Origin of the sequence: Pseudomonas sp. GM18, from assembly GCF_000282195.1 — a bacterium.
In the GTDB taxonomy this organism is placed as follows: Bacteria; Pseudomonadota; Gammaproteobacteria; order Pseudomonadales; family Pseudomonadaceae; genus Aquipseudomonas.
The window spans coordinates 54,388-72,802 of the sequence record NZ_AKJT01000044.1; the positions used below are offsets into that span (position 1 = coordinate 54,388).

At 58.0% G+C, this 18,415-nt stretch carries 18 protein-coding genes and 2 pseudogenes; all 20 read left to right on the top strand.

From position 1 onward, the window contains the following. Positions 1-9 precede the first annotated feature (9 nt). The 20 genes and pseudogenes from PMI21_RS14660 (at position 10) to PMI21_RS14575 (ending at position 18,321) form a co-directional block, all read left to right on the top strand. Positions 10-927, top strand: coding sequence for an NAD(P)-dependent oxidoreductase (locus PMI21_RS14660; RefSeq protein ID WP_007938248.1), 918 nt, complete (start codon positions 10-12; stop codon positions 925-927). Continuing rightward, a complete protein-coding gene (locus tag PMI21_RS14655) occupies positions 921-1,235 on the top strand; it encodes an NIPSNAP family protein (protein ID WP_007938251.1) in 315 nt (104 codons plus the stop codon). The genes PMI21_RS14660 and PMI21_RS14655 overlap by 7 nt, the downstream gene beginning before the upstream one ends. Positions 1,236-1,250: 15 nt before the next feature. Next, positions 1,251-2,183, top strand: a complete 933-nt coding sequence (locus PMI21_RS14650) for a VOC family protein (protein WP_007938252.1) — start codon at positions 1,251-1,253, stop codon at positions 2,181-2,183. Then, entirely contained in the window at positions 2,176-2,553 is a 378-nt protein-coding gene (locus PMI21_RS14645) for a YciI family protein (RefSeq protein ID WP_007938254.1), read from the top strand. The genes PMI21_RS14650 and PMI21_RS14645 overlap by 8 nt, the downstream gene beginning before the upstream one ends. 10 nt (positions 2,554-2,563) lie before the next feature. Further along, the gene (locus PMI21_RS14640; protein WP_007938256.1) at positions 2,564-3,517 is read left to right on the top strand and encodes a fumarylacetoacetate hydrolase family protein; all 954 of its coding nucleotides are present in this window, start codon (positions 2,564-2,566) and stop codon (positions 3,515-3,517) included. Positions 3,518-3,701: 184 nt separating this feature from the next. After that, positions 3,702-4,649, top strand: a complete 948-nt coding sequence (locus PMI21_RS14635; protein ID WP_007938258.1) for a SphA family protein — start codon at positions 3,702-3,704, stop codon at positions 4,647-4,649. Positions 4,650-4,735: 86 nt separating this feature from the next. After that, on the top strand, positions 4,736-5,971 hold the full coding sequence (locus PMI21_RS14630) for an MFS transporter (RefSeq protein WP_007938260.1): 1,236 nt from the start codon (positions 4,736-4,738) through the stop codon (positions 5,969-5,971). Positions 5,972-6,149: 178 nt separating this feature from the next. Beyond that, complete coding sequence (locus PMI21_RS14625) at positions 6,150-7,013, top strand: VOC family protein (protein ID WP_007938262.1); 864 nt, start codon at positions 6,150-6,152, stop codon at positions 7,011-7,013. Continuing rightward, positions 7,010-7,714 carry a class II aldolase/adducin family protein gene (locus PMI21_RS14620; protein WP_007938264.1) on the top strand — a complete coding sequence of 235 codons (705 nt, stop codon included), beginning with the start codon at positions 7,010-7,012 and terminating at the stop codon, positions 7,712-7,714. Before PMI21_RS14625 ends, PMI21_RS14620 begins: the two co-directional genes overlap by 4 nt. An 18-nt stretch (positions 7,715-7,732) precedes the next feature. Then, complete coding sequence (locus tag PMI21_RS14615) at positions 7,733-9,193, top strand: 2-hydroxymuconic semialdehyde dehydrogenase (protein WP_007938265.1); 1,461 nt, start codon at positions 7,733-7,735, stop codon at positions 9,191-9,193. 10 nt (positions 9,194-9,203) lie between these two features. Then, complete coding sequence (gene dmpE, locus PMI21_RS14610) at positions 9,204-9,986, top strand: 2-oxopent-4-enoate hydratase (RefSeq protein ID WP_007938266.1); 783 nt, start codon at positions 9,204-9,206, stop codon at positions 9,984-9,986. Positions 9,987-9,997: 11 nt separating this feature from the next. Then, the gene (gene dmpH / locus PMI21_RS14605) at positions 9,998-10,801 is read left to right on the top strand and encodes a 2-oxo-3-hexenedioate decarboxylase (protein WP_007938267.1); all 804 of its coding nucleotides are present in this window, start codon (positions 9,998-10,000) and stop codon (positions 10,799-10,801) included. A gap of 16 nt (positions 10,802-10,817) precedes the next feature. Beyond that, positions 10,818-11,018, top strand: a complete 201-nt coding sequence (locus PMI21_RS14600) for a 2-hydroxymuconate tautomerase family protein (RefSeq protein ID WP_007938268.1) — start codon at positions 10,818-10,820, stop codon at positions 11,016-11,018. 36 nt (positions 11,019-11,054) lie between these two features. Then, the gene (locus PMI21_RS14595; RefSeq protein WP_007938269.1) at positions 11,055-11,993 is read left to right on the top strand and encodes an acetaldehyde dehydrogenase (acetylating); all 939 of its coding nucleotides are present in this window, start codon (positions 11,055-11,057) and stop codon (positions 11,991-11,993) included. A gap of 10 nt (positions 11,994-12,003) precedes the next feature. Beyond that, positions 12,004-13,023 (top strand): 4-hydroxy-2-oxovalerate aldolase, encoded by a 1,020-nt coding sequence (gene dmpG, locus PMI21_RS14590; RefSeq protein WP_007938270.1) that lies wholly within the window; start codon positions 12,004-12,006, stop codon positions 13,021-13,023. A gap of 198 nt (positions 13,024-13,221) precedes the next feature. Then, positions 13,222-13,482 carry a helix-turn-helix domain-containing protein gene (locus PMI21_RS28900; protein WP_238541218.1) on the top strand — a complete coding sequence of 87 codons (261 nt, stop codon included), beginning with the start codon at positions 13,222-13,224 and terminating at the stop codon, positions 13,480-13,482. A gap of 57 nt (positions 13,483-13,539) precedes the next feature. Beyond that, positions 13,540-15,183: an acetolactate synthase large subunit gene (locus tag PMI21_RS14585; protein WP_007938271.1), complete on the top strand. Its 1,644-nt coding sequence runs from the start codon at positions 13,540-13,542 to the stop codon at positions 15,181-15,183. Positions 15,184-15,223: 40 nt separating this feature from the next. Next, positions 15,224-16,666: pseudogene (gene gabD, locus PMI21_RS14580) on the top strand (NADP-dependent succinate-semialdehyde dehydrogenase). Between the two features lie 141 nt (positions 16,667-16,807). Then, positions 16,808-17,458 (top strand): annotated as a pseudogene (gene dmpG, locus PMI21_RS0128110) (4-hydroxy-2-oxovalerate aldolase); the annotation flags it as partial. A gap of 98 nt (positions 17,459-17,556) precedes the next feature. Beyond that, the gene (locus PMI21_RS14575; RefSeq protein ID WP_007938275.1) at positions 17,557-18,321 is read left to right on the top strand and encodes an SDR family NAD(P)-dependent oxidoreductase; all 765 of its coding nucleotides are present in this window, start codon (positions 17,557-17,559) and stop codon (positions 18,319-18,321) included. Positions 18,322-18,415: the final 94 nt, after the last annotated feature.

The window sequence follows — 18,415 nt, forward strand, 5'->3', positions numbered from 1 at the left end:
AGGCGAAAAATGCCTGTGATAACCATCGGTATGGTGGGAATCGGCCAACTTGGCCTTCCTATCGCAACCAACCTGCTTGCGGCCGGATTTCGCGTTGTCGGTTACCGTCGTCGAGATCGTGAAGCCTTCATCCGTCAGGGTGGCATCGCGCTCGAAAGTCCAGCCGCCGTAGCGGCGCAATCAAACTTCATCCTCACTTGCCTGCCCAGCGAAGTGGCCCACATGGGAATCATGGAGGGGCCTGATGGCCTGCTTCAGTCCATAGGGGCGCAGCACACGCTCATCGAGATCGGCACCTATCACAAAGCCTTCAAGCAACGTATGGCTCAGCGTATCGAACAACGTGGTGCGCGGGTGCTGGAAGCGGAGGTCAGTGGTACTCCATCCATGGTTTCCCAACGCAAGGCTTCCTTATTTCTGGGCGGTGACCCTGATCTGGTGGAGCACTGCAAGCCCGTGCTCGATGCAATCGCCGACATCCAGTTCCATATCGGTGGGTTTGGGTGCGCGGTCGCGATGAAATTGATCGCCAACTATCTGGTGACTATTCACACCCTGGCCGCAGCCGAGGCGTTAAACCTTGGCGTGAAAGCAGGGTTCAGCGCACAGCAGGTGGTTGAGGTGATACGCCAAAGCGCGGGTGGTTCAACGATGTTCAGCGCAAGGGCACCGATGATGGCTGATCGTCATTTCCTGCCGGCGCCAGGACCTTTCGCCACGCTGGAAAAGTACATCGACATGGCCAGTGAGCTGTCCGAGGAACTCGGAAGCGCCGCGCCTTTGTTCAATGCCGCCAAGCCCTACTTTCTAAGGGCTATTGAAGAAGGCATTGGTGAAGAAGATATCTCGGCAGTGATCAAGCTGATCGAAGCCGACTCCCAGGCCGACTCCCAGGCACCTTCCAAAAAAGAGAAAACAACATGCTGATTGAACAACGTACCTATCAACTCAAGCCAGGCGCCCTGCACGAATTCCTGCGTGCTTACGAGGAGGAGGGGCTGCCACTTCAGGGCGAGGCACTGGGCAACCTGATCGGTTATTTCAAGCCGGAAACAGGGGACATCAATCGAGTCATTCAGTTGTGGGGATATTCCAGCTACGAGGACCGCGCCCAACGCCGTGCGGCGCTGTCCAGCGATCCAAGATGGCGTACGTTCCTCGGCAAGAACGGTCATCTGGTGGTTGCCCAGCAGGTTGAACTGTTGAGCGCTGCCCCCTTTTCCCCTATTCGTTAAGAAGGAGCATCCAAGATGATTCGTTCTCTACAACACGTAGGCGTGACAGTTCCAGATCTGGAAGTGGGTCGTTCCTTCTACGAAGCGGTCGGGCTCGAAGCCCGCATGGCAGGTGAGCATTTGGTGTTGCGTTGCAAAGGGCGCGCCCAGGATCAAGTGCGACTGATGCCCGGCACTACAAAGCGCCTCAGCTATATCTCGTTTGGCACCGATGTTGAGGGGCTGCAGACTATTCGCGAAAACCTGAGCTACCACGGTGTGGTCATCCATCCGGCACCGTTCGATATCGGGCAAGACGGATTGTGGTTTCGTGATCCGTCCGGCGATTGGGTTCACGTCACCGCTGCCGACTCCATGCCGTTAGCTCCTTTGCCAACGCCAGAGTCGAACACCCCGGGCCGTTACCGCCGCATCGGTCAGCGCGGATGCACACCGTCCTCGAAGTTGCGTCGAGTGACACCGTTGCGCTTGGGTCACTTGATCAAGTTCACCCCCGATGTGGATCGTTCGATTGATTTCTATACCCGGGTGCTAGGGATGAAAGTCTCTGATCGCGCGGGGGACAAGATTGCCTTTCTGCGGTGTGGCTGTGGCGGTGATCACCATGTACTGGGCCTGGCCAAGAGCAGTCATAGCGGTCTGCATCATCTCAGTTTTGAGGTGATGGGTATTGATGAGATCGAATTGGGCGCTCAACACCTGATGAGCCTGGGCTACGAAAGCGCTTTTGGCCTTGGACGACATGTGGCCGGCTCCAATTACTTTCATTACATCCGCGACCCTTGGGACAGCATGGTTGAATACTTCTGGGACATCGATGTCATTCCCGAAGATGACAGCGAATGGCTGGCTATCGACGGGGCACCACCAGACCTGATCGCCGTGTGGGCAACCAATCCACCTCCTGAAGCCTTCATTCAGAATTTCGAGGCGGTGCGTGATGAGTGATAGCTCTACGACCAAGGAACTGCTGGCAGGGATGTTGAACAAGCCGCTGTTCGTGGTCATGCGTACGCCACGGGACCTGACCCGCGTACCAGAGCTGCTGGACGCCCACTTGAAGTGGGCGATTCTGGCGCAGCAACGCGGCGAGTTGTTCGCTTCCGGGCCCTTTGTCTCGGATCAGACCCTTCCCGGTGAGCTGGGGGGTATGAGCATTTTGCGTGCGGTGGATCATGCCGAAGCTCAGCGCATTGTCCAGTCGGATCCCTTTATCGCCCACGGAGTTTATGACGTGGTTGTACGCAAGTGGCTGCTCATGGAAGGCGGCCTCACGCTCCACGTCAGCTTTTCCAACCAACGTTTTTCGCTCCTGTGAAGGTGGCCCCATGAAGTATCAGCTTTTCACCTATCGGACGGATGTCCAGTCAAACGCTACCGGCCTGCTGGTTGGCGAGTACGCCTATGATCTTGGTCAGCTTGTGGCCAAGGCCGGCCTTGAGTTGCCGGCAGCTTCCATTGATGCATTGCTCGATTGCTGGGAGACGTCCAATCCGCAGCTGCAAAAGCTTGCAATGGCCGTGTTTGGAGCGCCAGCGCTCTATGAGTCGCAGCGGCTTGATCTTGCCACGTTGCGCTTTGCTCCATTCCTGGACCGTCCAGGCACAATCTATTGTGCGGGAGCAAACTATCGTGACCATGTCGAAGCCATGGCCCGTGCGTTCAACATGAAACTGTCGCTGGATCCCCGCAGTGAGGGCATTGCTCCCTGGCATTTCATCAAGCCCGGTCGTGGCAGTCTGGTCGCACACAAGCAAGCGGTAGATTTTCCGGCAGGTGTCCGCATGCTCGATTGGGAGGCCGAGTTGGCGGTGGTGATCGGCAAGCGAGCATCGCGTGTCTCCATTGAAGAGGCGCTCGACTATGTGGCGGGTTACACCTGCGCCAATGACCTGTCCGCGCGCGATCGACTGCGTCGCGAGCAAGTCGATCCCAGCTCGCCGTTTCGCTTCGACTGGATTGGCCACAAATGCTTCACGGGGTCTTGCCCGCTGGGCCCGTACCTGACGCCGGCACAATTTGTCAAAGATCCCGAGAACCTGGATATCAAGCTGTCGAGGAATGGCGTGTGGGTACAGGACTCCAATACTCGCAACCATATGTACGGCGTCGCAGAGCAGATTTCCTATCTGAGCCAGACCATCGATCTGTTTCCCGGTGATGTTCTGTTGACGGGAACACCGGCAGGCGTGGGCATGGAAAGCCACACATTCCTGAACCGCGGCGATGTATTGAAAGTCTGCATCGAAGGGCTCGGCGAGCTGGAAACCACTATTCGGTAACACCTTGCTGAGGGCCGGGCAATCAATGCCCGGCCGTTGAATAACTCAACTGTTTGCAGCGTCCTGACAAATGACGGTGTGCTTCGCTGCGCCTGAAATTTGCCAGTCGCCTTTAAATAACGCCAGCACTGAAAGCTGCAAAAAAACTCTCCTCCGTCATACAAAAATAACAATGGAACATGAGATGAGCACACCAAGATCAAATGCTCTGCGCGCGACAAACGCCTGGATCAGTACCCTCTGCATCGGCCTTCTTTGCGTTCCGCTTGCCCAGGCAACAGAGGGCGGCGGCAGTTCATACCCACTGGGTGTGAATACGGTCGGCGCGGGAAAAATGCCACCGCCAGGCTTTACCGAGTTCTTCTACTTGTCCGACTACAGTGCGAACAAGACGCTGGACGGCGAGGGCGATAAAAAACAGGGTATTCACAACTTTGACCTTAACGTCCAGGCACTGTCGATACGCGTGGATTACGTCTACCAGGACTTCTCGATACTGGGTGCCAAACTGGCCAGTCGCCTTGCCTTGCCCTTGATCAAGGGTGACATCAGTTTTGATGTCGATACGCCTCGTGGTCGCGTTCATCGCAGCGACCATCAAGAAGGTGTAGGCGATCTGACGGTGGTTCCATTTGTATTGGGTTGGAGCTCTCCACGGTACCACCAGTTACTCGGTCTGGATGTGTTTGCGCCCATTGGGTCCTATGATAAGGATCGCCTTTTCAATCCGGGTCGAAATACATGGGCTTACGGTCCCTGGTATTCATTTACCGCTTATCCGCTGGAGAATTTGGAGGTCAGCGCCAAGCTCATCTACATGATCAATGGCGAGAACTCCGAAACCAACTATCGCTCCGGCCGTGAGTTCAACGCCGACTACAACATCGGCTACAACATCACCCGCGAATGGCAGGTAGGTGTGAACGGCTACCTGTACAAACAGCTCAGCGATGATGAGAAGAATGGCGAGACCTACCTGGATGGCAACCGTGGTCAAGTCGCCGCGATCGGCCCCGCGATCAAATACCAGACCCCGGCAATCGGGTTTGTCATGAAATGGCAGCACGAGACGAAGGTCGAGAACCGAGCCGAAGGTGATCGCATCTGGCTGCAGGCCGTTTACCGATTCTGAGCGTCGCCTCCTTCATGGGCAGTCATAAAACACGTGGCGGCCCTAGTACGAACATCACTGTCCAATAATTAAAACCAGGTGAAACCATGACTGGAATATCCAAGTGGCACGTACTGATCGGTGGATTCATCGCCTACCTCTTTGATGCGATGGAGATCATCCTGCTAACGCTCGCTTTGCCCGTTATCCGCCAGGACATGGGTTTCAGCCTCCATGAGGTAGGTGCGCTGGCGAGCGCTACATTGCTGGGTATTGGTGTGAGCGGCGTTGCCACAGGCTGGTACTCCGACAACTTTGGCCGTCGCAAGGCATTGATTGCATCGCTGGCAATCTTCGGCACACTGACCTGTTTCTTTGCATTCGCTCATGATCTCTACGTACTGATGGGCTTGAGATTTGTCTCTGGTCTCGGGCTTGGCGGGGTATGGACGATCCTCTCGGCTTATATCGTAGAAACGTGGCCGCCCAAGCAACGCGCCAGAGCCATTTCCTTCGTGATCAGTGCCTTCCCGATTGGCGCCATCGCGGCGGCCCTGGCGGCGAAGTTCATGCTGCCGGAATGGCGTTTGATGTTTTTCGTGTCCGGCGCCGCGGTGATCCTGCCGATCATTTATGTGTATTTCCTGATTCCGGAATCTCCGGCCTGGAAGGCTCAGCGCGATACTCAGGGCACTGCTGCGCAGCGGGTATCGGTCAGGGAGATTTTTTCGCCTGAACTACTTCGTTACACCCTGCTGGGGTCCCTTGCAGCCAGCTTCGCGTTGCTTGGCTCCTGGGGCGTCAGCACGTGGCTGCCCACCTATCTGATACAGGACCGTGGCTTGAGTCTGGCGTCGATGACCAGTTTTATGGCGGTACTCCATCTCGGGAATTTCTTTGGCCTGAACGTATTCGGTTTCATCGCCGACCGCATTGGCAAGCGGCTTACGATTGTTATATCGCTGTTGCTGACATCCATCATGGCGCTGGTCTATGTCTATACCACCCAGACCCAATCGCTGATCTGGATAGGGGCGGGGTACGCATTTTTCATGGTGTTTGCAGGGTTGTTTGGTTCTTACTTCAGCGAGATGTACCCCATCCGGGTGCGAACGCTTGGGGCGGGCTTCTGTTTCAACATGGGCCGAGGGTTGGCGGCTTTTGCCCCCGTGCTGCTCAGTGGCATTGCCAGCTTTTATAGCCTGGCAGCGGGACTGATCGTCTGCGCCGGCTTCTACGTCATCTCCGCGTTGTTCGTGATTTCCATGCCAAAGAATAAAACAGTGGGCGAGATGAGTACGCAGGCTGCCGCTTCAGACATTGCCAAGGAGGCAATCGGTTGACCTGATTCGCAGGTACCAATGCCTCGTATCTACGGATCCGGGGCATTTTTTTGCTCCCGAAAAAGCTGATATATCTATAATAATTTCAGATAGTATGAATAACTAATATTTGCTTCTTTTATTTATTGGGCAACGGGAAGATGAATCCCAGACAACAATAAATAAGAGGACATCCCTCATGATCAACCTGCATGACATTCGATACATACGGTTGGGTACCGCGAATCTGGACGAAGCACGTCGCTACGCCACTCAGGTTCTCGGACTGCAGGTCGCCCGAGAAGCCAACGGCGCGGTGTACTTCCGATCGGACAGTCGCGACCACACGCTCTGCTATTACGAGGGTGATCCGCAGGAAACCACGACAGCGTTCGAGGTCAGGACAGCGCAAGACCTGGAAGACGCAGCGGTGCTACTGGAACGTCATGAGTTCGACGTGCAGCATGGCTCGCGTGCAGACGCTGAAGTGCGCTATGTCGACGACTTCATTCGCTTCAAAGATCCCAGCGGCAACAACATCGAGCTGGTCTTGCGTCCCCAGGCAAGCGGGCGACGCTATTTCCCGAGTCGCGATGCCGGCATCACCGGTTTCAGCCACATTGGCTTGCGCACCCTGAATGCCCGGCGTGACGAGCTGTTCTGGACTCAGCTCGCAAACGCCAGGGTCAGTGACCGAATTGGCGAGGCGCCGCTACTGCGCATCGACGAGGTCCATCACAAGATCGCGTTGTTCCCTTCGTCCCATCCCGGTGTGCAACACATCAACCATCAGGTGGAAACCGTCGATGACTTGATGCGCGCCTACTACTTCCTGGTTGAGCGGGGCATTCGCATCCTCTTCGGTCCGGGCCGCCACCCCACCTCGGGCGCGATGTTCCTCTACTTCGAGGGTCCTGACGGCATGACCTACGAATACTCGACAGGGGTCAGCCTGATCTCTCCGGAGAATGATGCAACCCACCAACCTCGGCAGTTTCCCGCGGAGGGTGCGGGATTCTGCGCGTGGGGTGCGAAGCCAGACATTCCGGAGTTCAAATCGTGAGTCGCTTGCCAACTCCCAGCCGCGATCAGCAATCGCAAGTGCGCGTGGCCGCGCGGGCCTTGGCCCGCGCCGGTTTAGTGCATGCCTACGGGCACTGCAGTCTGCGGCTGGATGAGGAGCACTTTCTGGTTTGCGCAGCGCAGCCGATGGGTTTGATCCGGCCGGGCGAGTCAGGCGTTGTGGTCCCGATCAAAGGTGAATTGCCCGAGGGTGTGCTGGGTGAGGTCCGCATCCACCAGCAAATATACCGTCGCCGCCCGGATGCCCACGCTGTGATTCGCAGCATGCCTGCCCAGGTCATGACCCTGTCGTGTGCAAGGCTGACACCTCAACCGCGCCATGGAATGGGCAGCTATTTCCAGGCGCCAATTCCGCTGTGGGACGACCCACAGCTGCTGCGCAGTGACGAACAGGCCCGCGACCTGGCCAATCAATTAGGACAGGGAAACGCCCTGGTCATGCGTGGCAATGGCGCCATCGTCATTGGCGCGTCACTGATCGAAGCGTTGACGCTGACCTGGTACCTGGAAGACGCCGCACGGATTGAATTGCAACTGCACAGCGCGGGTCTTGCAATCCAAGGACCGGTACTCGACGCACAGGCCTGCGCGCAACGGGCTGTCACCAGCGGCCGAATTTACGAACGCATGTGGGAATACCTGACAGCGGGCGACCCCGAAGCCAGCGTTCAAACACTCTAAAACAAGAAGGAACACCGTATGCCTGCGAAAGAATTCCGCCATTTCATCAATGGTGAATGGGTGAGTAGCGCCCGTACGTTCGAGAACCGAAACCCGGCCGACAACAGCCTGATCGGCGTGGTACATGAAGCCGGCAAAGCTGAGGTCGACGCCGCCGTGCGAGCTGCGCAAGCAGCATTGAAAGGCCCTTGGGGCAGCATGACCGTCGCCCAGCGAACGGCCCTGTTGCACAAAGTGGCGGAGGGCATCGAACGTCGTCATGAAGAGTTTGTGGCTGCGGAAGTGGCCGATACCGGCAAACCCCGCGCACTCGCCGGGCACTTGGACATTCCCCGTGGCGCGGCCAACTTCAAGGTGTTCGCCGACCTGATCAAGAATGTGCCGACCGAAAGTTTCGTGATGGATACGCCTGACGGTGGCAAGGCCGTGAACTACAGCGTGCGAGCACCGCGTGGCGTCATCGCCGTTGTTTGCCCTTGGAACCTGCCGCTGTTGCTGATGACCTGGAAGGTCGGCCCGGCCCTGGCCTGTGGCAATACTGTGGTGGTTAAACCCTCTGAAGAGACACCGGCCACTGCCACACTGCTCGCCGAGGTCATGAATGAGGCCGGCGTGCCACCGGGTGTGTACAACGTGGTGCATGGTTTCGGCGGTGACTCGGCTGGTGCCTTCCTCACCGCTCACCCAGAGGTCAATGGTGTCACCTTCACCGGTGAAACCGGCACGGGCGAGATCATCATGAAGGCCGCAGCCAAGGGTATCCGCCCGGTATCGCTGGAACTTGGCGGCAAAAACGCCGGCATCGTTTTCGCCGATGCGGACCTGGAAAAGGCCGTCAAAGGATTGGGGCGCGCTGTGTTCGAGAACAGCGGTCAGGTGTGCCTGGGAACCGAGCGCATCTACGTGCAGCGTCCGCTGTTCGAGCGCTTTGTCGCTGCATTCAAGGCCCACGCAGAAGGCATCAAAGTGGGTGACCCGAACCAGCACGACAGCACCATGGGACCAGTGATCTCGCTCGGTCACCGCGAAAAAATTCTCTCTTATTGCCGTCAGGCGGTCGCCGACGGTGCCACGGTCGTTCACGGCGGTGGCATTGCCCAGGTACCGGAACACCTGGCCGAAGGGGCCTGGTTTGAGCCGACGATCTGGACCGGCCTTGCGGAAACTTCGGCCGTGGTGCGCGAGGAAATCTTTGGCCCGGTTTGCCACATCGCTCCTTTTGATACCGAAGAAGAAGTCGTCCGCCTGGCTAACGACACACCCTATGGACTCGCCGCCAGCGTGTGGACTAGCAACCTGCAGGTCGCCCATCGTTTGGGCAGCGCGCTGGACGTGGGTGTCTGCTGGATCAACTCGTGGTTCCTGCGCGACCTGCGTACCGCCTTCGGCGGTGCCAAGCAGTCGGGTATCGGACGTGAGGGGGGCGTGCATTCGCTTGAGTTCTACACCGAGCTGCGCAATGTCTGCGTACGGCTGTAAGGAGCTATTCATGAAAAAGCAAGAGATCCACATTCTCGGCCAGCAACTGCATCAGGCCCTCAGCAACCGCCAGGCTGTGGCTCCGTTGACCGATACCTATCCGGACATGACGCTGGAGCAGGCTTACCAGGTACAGCTGGAGATGATTCAGCGACGCCTTGACGAAGGCCAAAAGGTGATTGGCAAAAAGATCGGCGTCACCAGCAAAGTGGTGATGGACATGCTCGGCGTCGATCAACCGGACTTCGGTCATCTGCTCTCGGACATGCTCTATGCCGACGGCGCCGCCATTGCCATCGACGGCTTGATCGCACCCAAGGCCGAAGGCGAGATCGCTTTCGTGCTCAAGGAAGATCTGCGTGGCCCCGGCATCACCGTGGCTGATGTATTGCGGGCCACTGCCTATGTAATGCCGTGCTTCGAGATTGTCGATTCGCGCATCCGTGACTGGAAAATCCGCATCCAGGATACCGTCGCCGACAACGCTTCCGCCGGGGCTTTCGTCCTGGGCGGGCAGGGCGTGGCCCCGCGTGACGTCGACCTTGCCTGTGTCGGCATGACCCTAGAAAAGAACGGCGAAGTGGTCGCGACCGGCGCGGGTGCCGCGGCCCTCGGCCATCCGGCGAATGCCGTGGCCTGGCTGGCCAACAAACTCGGCCAGCTTGGCATTGGCCTGAACAAGGGCGAAGTCATTCTCTCCGGTTCACTGGCCGCCATGGTGCCGGTCAAGGCCGGAGATCAATTGCGCATAAGCCTGGGCGGTATCGGCTCGGCCTCCGTTCGTTTCGTTTGAAGGAAACCCTTATGAATCTCTCTGCAGCAACTATCGCCCAACTGGCCGAACACCTGGAAAACGCCGAGCTCAACCGCGAGGCGGTGTCCAAAATTACCGACGCCCACCCGGACATGGATTGGGAAGATGCCTATGCGATTCAGGACGCCATTCGCCAGCGCAAGGAGTCCCGCGGTGTACGAATCGCCGGACTGAAAATGGGCCTGACGTCTTTCGCGAAGATGAAGCAAATGGGGGTCACTGACCCTATCCACGGCTTCCTCACGGACTACGGTTCCTGCCTGGACGGCGCGGCTATCGATGTCGACGGGTTGATCCATCCCAAGGTCGAGGCCGAGATCGCCTTCGTCCTCAAGTATCCGCTCAAGGGCCCGGGCATCCATGTTGGCGACGTCTTGGCGGCCACTGATTTCATCCTCCCGGCGGTCGAAGTGATCGACTCGCGCTACGAGAACTTCCGCTTCGATCTCAAGAGTGTGATTGCCGACAACACCTCTTCGGCGCGATTCGTCACCGGCGGGCAGATGTGCGGTGTGCAGGGCATCGACCTCAAATGCCTGGGCGTGGTGCTGGAGAAGAACGGCGAAGTGGTCGCCACCGGCGCCGGCGCCGCGGTGCTCGGTCACCCGGCGCAGAGCGTCGCCATGCTGGCGAACATGCTTGGCGCCAAGGGGCGTGAACTGCCGGCGGGCTGTTTCATCATGACCGGTGGCATCACCGAGGCCATTGCTGTTGCTGCCGGGGACAACATCACCGTGCGCTACCAGCATTTGGGCAGCGTCTCCATGCGCTTCACCTCGTCCAGCCAGCGCTGATCCGGAGCTATCGACCATGCCTATCGCCATGATCCACCTCGCCGAGGGCCGCAGTGAAGAGAAGAAGTATGCACTGTTGGTTAACGTCACCCAGGCCATCGCGCAAAGCCTCGATGTGCCCGTAGAAAGCGTACGCGTGCTGCTTCAAGAGATTCCCGAAACCCAGTGGGCCGCAGGTGGCAAGACCCTTGCTGAACGCCGGCGTGGTAACGCCTGATTCCCAGGCAGTGTGCAACGACAGGACACAATAACAATGAGCAATCCAATCAGCGTCGCCATCATCGGCTCGGGCAATATCGGCACTGACCTGATGATCAAGATTTTGCGTCACGGCAAGCACCTGAAAATGGCCGCCATGGTCGGTATCGATCCGGCTTCCGACGGCCTGGCCCGTGCCGAACGCATGGGAGTAGCCGTGACCCATGAAGGCGTTGAAGGCCTGACCCGCATGGACGTCTTCAAGGACATCGACTTCGTCTTCGATGCCACTTCGGCCGGCGCCCATGTGAAGAACGATGCGTTCCTGCGCTCGATCAAACCCGGCATTCGCCTGATCGACCTGACGCCCGCGGCCATCGGCCCGTACTGCGTGCCGGTGGTCAATCTGGAGCAGAATCTCGGCCAACTCAATGTCAACATGGTCACCTGCGGTGGCCAGGCGACCATCCCGATGGTCGCGGCCGTATCGCGAGTGGCCAAGGTGCACTACGCCGAAATCGTCGCCTCGATCGCCAGCAAATCTGCCGGTCCCGGCACCCGTGCCAACATCGACGAATTCACCGAAACCACCTCCAAGGCTATCGAAGTGATCGGCGGTGCAGCCAAGGGCAAGGCGATCATCGTGATGAACCCGGCCGAACCGCCGTTGATGATGCGCGACACGGTGTTTGTGCTGTCCGAAGCGGTGGATCAGGCACTGGTCGAAGCCTCTATCGTCGAGATGGCTGCCGCCGTACAGGCTTATGTGCCGGGCTATCGCCTGAAGCAAAAGGTCCAGTTCGACGTGATTCCTGAAGACGCGCCGCTGAATATTCCGGGCCTCGGCAAATTCTCCGGCCTCAAAACTTCGGTGTTCCTCGAAGTCGAAGGTGCCGCCCATTACCTGCCAGCCTACGCCGGCAATCTCGACATCATGACCTCCGCAGCCTTGGCCACCGCCGAGCGCATGGCGCAGTCGATGCTGAACGCCTGAGGAGACCGACATGACTTTCAATCCCGGTAAAAAACTCTACATCTCCGACGTGACCCTGCGTGACGGCAGCCACGCGATTCGCCACCAGTACTCGATCCAGAATGTGCAGGACATCGCCCGTGCCCTGGACAAGGCCAAGGTCGACTCGATCGAAGTCGCACACGGTGACGGCCTGCAAGGCTCCAGCTTCAACTACGGCTTCGCGGCGCACACTGATCTGGAGTGGATCGAGGCAGCGGCCGATGTCATCAGTCACGCCAAAATCACTACCTTGTTGTTGCCCGGCATCGGCACGGTGCATGACCTGAAAGCGGCCTACAACGCTGGTGCCCGAGTGGTGCGCATCGCCACTCATTGCACCGAAGCGGATGTGTCGAAACAGCACATCGAGTATGCCCGCGAGCTGGGCATGGACACCGTCGGTTTCCTGATGATGAGCCACATGATTCCGGCTGAGCAGTTGGCCGCCCAAGCCAAGTTGATGGAGAGCTACGGCGCGACCTGCGTGTACATGGCTGACTCCGGTGGGGCGATGAACATGCAGGACATCCGCGAGCGTTTCCGTGCTTTCAAGGCGGTGCTCAAGCCGGAAACCGAAACCGGCATGCACGCCCACCACAACCTGAGCCTGGGCGTGGCCAACTCCATCGTCGCGGTGGAAGAGGGCTGTGACCGCATTGACGCCAGCCTGGCTGGCATGGGGGCGGGGGCGGGCAACGCGCCATTGGAGGTGTTCATCGCTGCCGCCGAGCGACTGGGCTGGAATCATGGCACCGACCTCTACACCTTGATGGATGCCGCCGATGACATCATCCGTCCGCTGCAGGACCGTCCGGTGCGGGTAGATCGCGAGACGCTGGCGCTGGGTTATGCAGGCGTTTACTCCAGCTTCCTGCGTCATGCCGAAGCGGCGGCCCAGCGCTACGGGTTGCGTACCGTCGACATCCTGGTCGAATTGGGGCAGCGAAAAATGGTCGGTGGGCAAGAGGACATGATCGTCGATGTGGCACTGGACCTGACACGACGTTGAGTTATCCACGCGTCCGCATAACACTCAAGAATTCCAGTTTTACTGCACTTGCCGGTCGAAGCCCACGTCGCTTTGCTGGCAAGTGCAGTGTTTTGGTTTCTGAATATCAGTCAAGGCGCTGTGATGAAAGATCTAAATCTGCTCTATACCTTTTAGGCGCTGTGGCGAGACCACTCCGCTTTAATTGCGGCGCAGAATCTGGGTGTTACGCAGGCAGCCGTCAGCGGGTCGCTCAAGCGGTTACGAAACGACTATGGTGACAGGTTGTTTACGCCGGTAGGTCGCCGAATGGAACCCACACCGTTTTGTGTCCACATCGCGCCGCGACTGTTGGCCTCCCTTGCGATGTCAGGGAGGCTGGAAGCCAAATGCCGGTGTTTGATCCGAAAAGTTGTGAAAAGACATTTACCATCAGAATGCGCAACGTTGGCGAAGTCGTTAGGTTCCTCGCCATCGTAAGCGAATTGTCCAAGGTTGCACCTCAAGCACGGATACATGATTTTAGAGGAGAGTGAAATGCTCAAGGCTTCAGACGTCGTAGTGCAGTGCCTCGAGAATGAGGGCGTAGAGTTCGTGTTCGGGATTCCTGGTGAAGAGAACCTGGATTTACTTGAATCACTCAGGCGTTCCAACATCCGGCTCGTTCTAACTCGACATGAGCAATCGGCTGGTTTCATGGCGGCAACCTATGGCCGGTTAACCGGCAAAACGGGAGTCAGCTTATCGACCCTTGGCCCTGGCGCTACGAACCTGGTCACTGCTGGCGCCTATGCCTACTTGGGTGGAATGCCAATGCTCATGATTACCGGGCAGAAGCCAATCAAAAAGTCCAAGCAGGGCCGTTTCCAGATTCTTGATGTTGTTGGGATGATGCAACCGCTGACCAAGTACACCCACCAGTTGGCGTCCGCTGACAACATTCCCTCGCGTGTGCGTGAAGCCTTCCGCCTTGCTGAGGAAGAAAAGCCCGGAGCGGTTCATCTTGAACTTCCCGAGGACATCGCCGCGGAGCAGACCGAAAGCCGGCCAATTCCTCCGAGCCTGCATCGTCGCCCACTGGCCGAACACAAGGCCATCGAGGCCGCAGTCGAGAAATTGCAGACAGCCCGTAGCCCGATCCTCGTGATTGGTGCCGGCGCCAATCGCAAGATGACTGCCAAGGTACTCAAGCAACTGATCGACAAGACCGGCATCCCTTTTGTCACCACTCAGATGGGCAAAGGCGTGGTAGATGAGCGTCATCCACGCTTCCTTGGCAATGCCGCACTGTCTTCCGGCGACTTCGTGCACCGTGCCGTCGAGGCGGCTGATCTGATCGTAAACATTGGCCACGACGTGATTGAGAAACCGCCATTTTTCATGGTCCGTGGCGGCACCGAAGTCATCCACATCAACTTCCGCTCCGCCGAGGTCGATCCGGTGTACTTCCCACAGGTCGAAGTGATCGGCGATATCGCCAATGCTGTTTGGCAGATCGGCGAGTCCTTGAATGACACTTCACACTGGGACTTCACCCGCCTTATGACGATCCGTGAATCCAACGAGGCCCAAGTGATCGAGGGCGCGGACGACAACCGTTTCCCGATCTACCCGCAGCGCTTTGTCGCCGACGTGCGTCGTGCCATGCCCTCCGAAGGCATCGTGGCTCTGGATAACGGCATCTACAAAATCTGGTTCGCGCGCAACTACAAGGCACATAAACCCAACACCGTACTGTTAGACAATGCCTTGGCAACGATGGGTGCGGGCCTGCCTTCGGCGATGGCTTCACATTTGGTCTATCCGGATCGTCCTGTGGTAGCTGTGTGCGGTGACGGCGGCTTCATGATGAACAGCCAGGAGCTGGAAACCGCCGTACGTTTGAAGATGAACCTGACGGTCATCATCCTACGCGATGATGGCTACGGCATGATCCGTTGGAAGCAGTCCAACATGGGGTTCACTGATTTTGGGCTGGACTACGGCAACCCGGATTTCGTCATGTATGCGCGAAGCTATGGTGCCAAGGGCCACCGGGTGGAAAGCGCCGAAGGCTTCTTGCCGCTACTGCAGCGCTGCATCAGTGAGCCGGGTGTGCACGTTATCGATTGCCCGGTGGATTATTCCGAGAACGATTTCATTCTGAACCATGAGCTGAAAAGACGTAGCGCTTTGGTTTAAGCCAACGCTCGCCAACCCCTCATTCAGAAAAGGAAACGTCATGCAGCTTAAAGACACTCAGTTGTTCCGCCAGCAAGCCTTCATCGATGGCGCTTGGGTCGATGCGGACAATGGTCAGACGATCAAGGTCAACAACCCGGCAACGGGCGAAATTCTGGGCACCGTGCCGAAAATGGGCGCTGCCGAAACCCGCCGCGCCATCGAAGCCGCTGACAAAGCGCTGCCGGCCTGGCGTGCACTGACCGCCAAAGAACGTGCGAACAAACTGCGTCGCTGGTTCGAACTGATCATCGAGAACTAGGATGACCTGGCTCGTCTGATGACCCTGGAACAAGGCAAGCCATTGGCCGAAGCCAAGGGCGAAATCGTTTACGCCGCGTCCTTCATCGAATGGTTCGCCGAAGAAGCCAAGCGCATCTACGGTGACGTGATTCCGGGCCACCAGCCAGACAAGCGCCTGATCGTAATCAAGCAGCCAATCGGCGTGACCGCTGCGATCACCCCGTGGAACTTCCCGGCTGCAATGATCACCCGTAAGGCCGGCCCGGCCCTGGCCGCCGGTTGCACCATGGTGCTCAAGCCTGCTTCGCAAACCCCGTACTCCGCTTTCGCCCTAGCCGAACTGGCCCAGCGTGCCGGCATCCCGGCTGGCGTGTTCAGCGTTGTTTCCGGCAGCGCCGGCGACATCGGTACCGAGCTGACCAGCAACCCGATCGTACGCAAGCTGTCCTTCACCGGTTCGACCGAAATCGGTCGTCAACTGATGGCCGAATGCGCCAAGGACATCAAGAAAGTGGCCCTGGAACTGGGCGGCAACGCGCCGTTCATCGTGTTCGACGACGCGGACCTGGATAAGGCCGTCGAAGGCGCGATCATTTCCAAGTACCGCAACAACGGCCAGACTTGCGTCTGCGCCAACCGTCTGTACATTCAGGACGGCGTTTACGACGCATTCGCCGAGAAGCTCAAAGTGGCTGTCGCCAAACTCAAGATCGGCAACGGTCTGGAAGCCGGTACCACTACTGGTCCGCTGATCGACGAAAAAGCCGTGGCCAAGGTCAAAGAACACATCGCCGACGCCTTGAGCAAAGGCGCCCAGGTACTGGCCGGTGGCAACACCATCGAAGGCAACTTCTTCGAGCCGACCATTCTGGTCAACGTACCGAAGAGCGCTGCCGTGGCCAAGGAAGAAACCTTTGGTCCACTGGCTCCACTGTTCCGCTTCAAAGACGAAGCCGAGGTGATCGCGATGTCCAACGACACCGAGTTCGGCCTGGCTTCGTACTTCTATGCTCGCGACCTGGGCCGTGTATTCCGCGTGGCGGAAGCCCTGGAATACGGCATGGTCGGCGTCAACACCGGGTTGATCTCCAACGAAGTCGCGCCGTTCGGTGGCATCAAGGCCTCGGGCCTGGGCCGTGAAGGCTCCAAGTACGGCATCGAAGACTATCTGGAAATCAAGTATCTGTGCTTGAGCGTGTAATAGGTTTTCAACCTTATTAGTCTGATTGACTGAAAGGAATGGGGCCGGCGAGTCCGGCTCCGATTTTTTCTTCTGTCCTTTCATATCACTGAAGCTATCGCTCCGCGGCTACAAGCCACCCCAATTTTCAATGGAAGTGGGCGTAGGACCAACGGATACGCACGAAAGCTGGACATGGATGTGGTTGGCTTCTTGATGATGAGCCATATGTAGCCCTCCCAAGGGGTGGTGCAGCAGGGCAAGCTGATGGAAAGCTACGGTGCTAACTGCATCTATGTGGTCGACTCCGGGAGGGCTGAATATGGGCGACGTGCGCGACTGATTCCGGGCGTTGAAAAATGTTCTCGCCCCCCATGCGAAGACGGGTATCCATGCCCACTACAACCTGAGCTTGGGCGTTGCCAACTCCATCGTCGCGGTGGTCAGGGTTGTGATCGCGTTGACGCCAGTCTGGCTGGAATGGGGGCCGGTGCAGGCAACACACCATTGGAGGTGTTCATCGCCGCAGCCGAGCGCCTGGGCTGGAACCATGGCACCGATCTGTACACCCTGATGAATGCCGCCGATGACATCATCCGTCCCCTGCAGGACCGTCCAGTGCGCGTTGATCGCGAAACGCTGGCACTGGGTTGTGCCGGCGTTTACTCAAGCTTCCTTCGCCATGCCGAAGCGGCTGCCCAGCGCTACGGGTTGCGTACCGTCGACATCCTGGTCGAATTGGTTCGGCGAAAAATGGTCTGTGGGCAAGAGGACATGATCGTCGATGTGGCGCTGGATTTGACCCACCGCTGATTGGTGCAACGGCGCAACAGTCTTTGGTGGTTTTACGGGATTCCCGATCGTTGCCCCGGTAAATAAAGTACGTGGCACTACAAAACGAGAGTGTGGCTATGAGCAACCTTGACGACCGGAACATCATTATCACTGGCGCCTCGGGCGGTATTGGCCGTGCTTCGGCACTGGCTTTTGCCAAAGCTGGCGCGAGGGTTGTGCTGCTTGATCGTGATGCCGCAGGCATCGAAGAAACCGCCAGCGCTGTCACGGCGGCCGGCGGCAAGGTTTATTCAATCCCCTGCGACGTTACCGACGAAGATGCTGTGGCCGCAGCAGTCGATGATGTCGTCACTCGATTTGGCCGTCTGCATGGCGCGTTCAACAATGCAGGGGTCGAGCAAAGCAATTTGCCTCTGCATGAAATCTCGTCTGCGGCGTGGGATCGCATTATCCGCATCGACCTGACCGGTGTTTTCTACTGCATGAAGCATCAGATCCGCGCCATGTTGAACAGTGGCGGTGGCGCCATCGTGAATACCGCTTCGTCCCTGGGCTCGGTAGCGATTGCCGCTGCGTCGGACTATATCGCTGCCAAGCATGGGGTGGTCGGTTTGACCAAGGCTGCCGCCGTCGACTACGGCACCCTCAATATCCGGGTCAACGCAATCATGCCAGGCATCATCGAAACGCCGATGATCGTGCGTGCGAGTGAAGAGCCGAATTTTGCCAAACAGTTCGCTGCATTGCGCGAACGACACCCTATCGGTCGTTTCGGAAAACCGGAAGAAATCGCCAAGGCTGCGCTATGGCTGCTGTCCGATGACGCCAGTTTTGTCACCGGCACGGCCTTAGCTGTTGATGGCGGGTATTTGACCGTCTAAGACGCTTCAAATGGATTGCAGTATTAACAAGGATGTTTACCGTTCGCCGGTAATGATGTGCTGCACCCTTGAATCAAGCGTGGGGGCAGCTGTT

Coding starts and splice junctions, on each gene's coding strand:
- PMI21_RS14660 (WP_007938248.1), top strand. CDS start 10: ATGCCTGTGATAACCATCGGTATGGTGGGAATCGGCCAACTTGGCCTT.
- PMI21_RS14655 (WP_007938251.1), top strand. CDS start 921: ATGCTGATTGAACAACGTACCTATCAACTCAAGCCAGGCGCCCTGCAC.
- PMI21_RS14650 (WP_007938252.1), top strand. CDS start 1,251: ATGATTCGTTCTCTACAACACGTAGGCGTGACAGTTCCAGATCTGGAA.
- PMI21_RS14645 (WP_007938254.1), top strand. CDS start 2,176: ATGAGTGATAGCTCTACGACCAAGGAACTGCTGGCAGGGATGTTGAAC.
- PMI21_RS14640 (WP_007938256.1), top strand. CDS start 2,564: ATGAAGTATCAGCTTTTCACCTATCGGACGGATGTCCAGTCAAACGCT.
- PMI21_RS14635 (WP_007938258.1), top strand. CDS start 3,702: ATGAGCACACCAAGATCAAATGCTCTGCGCGCGACAAACGCCTGGATC.
- PMI21_RS14630 (WP_007938260.1), top strand. CDS start 4,736: ATGACTGGAATATCCAAGTGGCACGTACTGATCGGTGGATTCATCGCC.
- PMI21_RS14625 (WP_007938262.1), top strand. CDS start 6,150: ATGATCAACCTGCATGACATTCGATACATACGGTTGGGTACCGCGAAT.
- PMI21_RS14615 (WP_007938265.1), top strand. CDS start 7,733: ATGCCTGCGAAAGAATTCCGCCATTTCATCAATGGTGAATGGGTGAGT.
- dmpE (WP_007938266.1), top strand. CDS start 9,204: ATGAAAAAGCAAGAGATCCACATTCTCGGCCAGCAACTGCATCAGGCC.
- dmpH (WP_007938267.1), top strand. CDS start 9,998: ATGAATCTCTCTGCAGCAACTATCGCCCAACTGGCCGAACACCTGGAA.
- PMI21_RS14600 (WP_007938268.1), top strand. CDS start 10,818: ATGCCTATCGCCATGATCCACCTCGCCGAGGGCCGCAGTGAAGAGAAG.
- PMI21_RS14595 (WP_007938269.1), top strand. CDS start 11,055: ATGAGCAATCCAATCAGCGTCGCCATCATCGGCTCGGGCAATATCGGC.
- dmpG (WP_007938270.1), top strand. CDS start 12,004: ATGACTTTCAATCCCGGTAAAAAACTCTACATCTCCGACGTGACCCTG.
- PMI21_RS14585 (WP_007938271.1), top strand. CDS start 13,540: ATGCTCAAGGCTTCAGACGTCGTAGTGCAGTGCCTCGAGAATGAGGGC.
- PMI21_RS14575 (WP_007938275.1), top strand. CDS start 17,557: ATGAGCAACCTTGACGACCGGAACATCATTATCACTGGCGCCTCGGGC.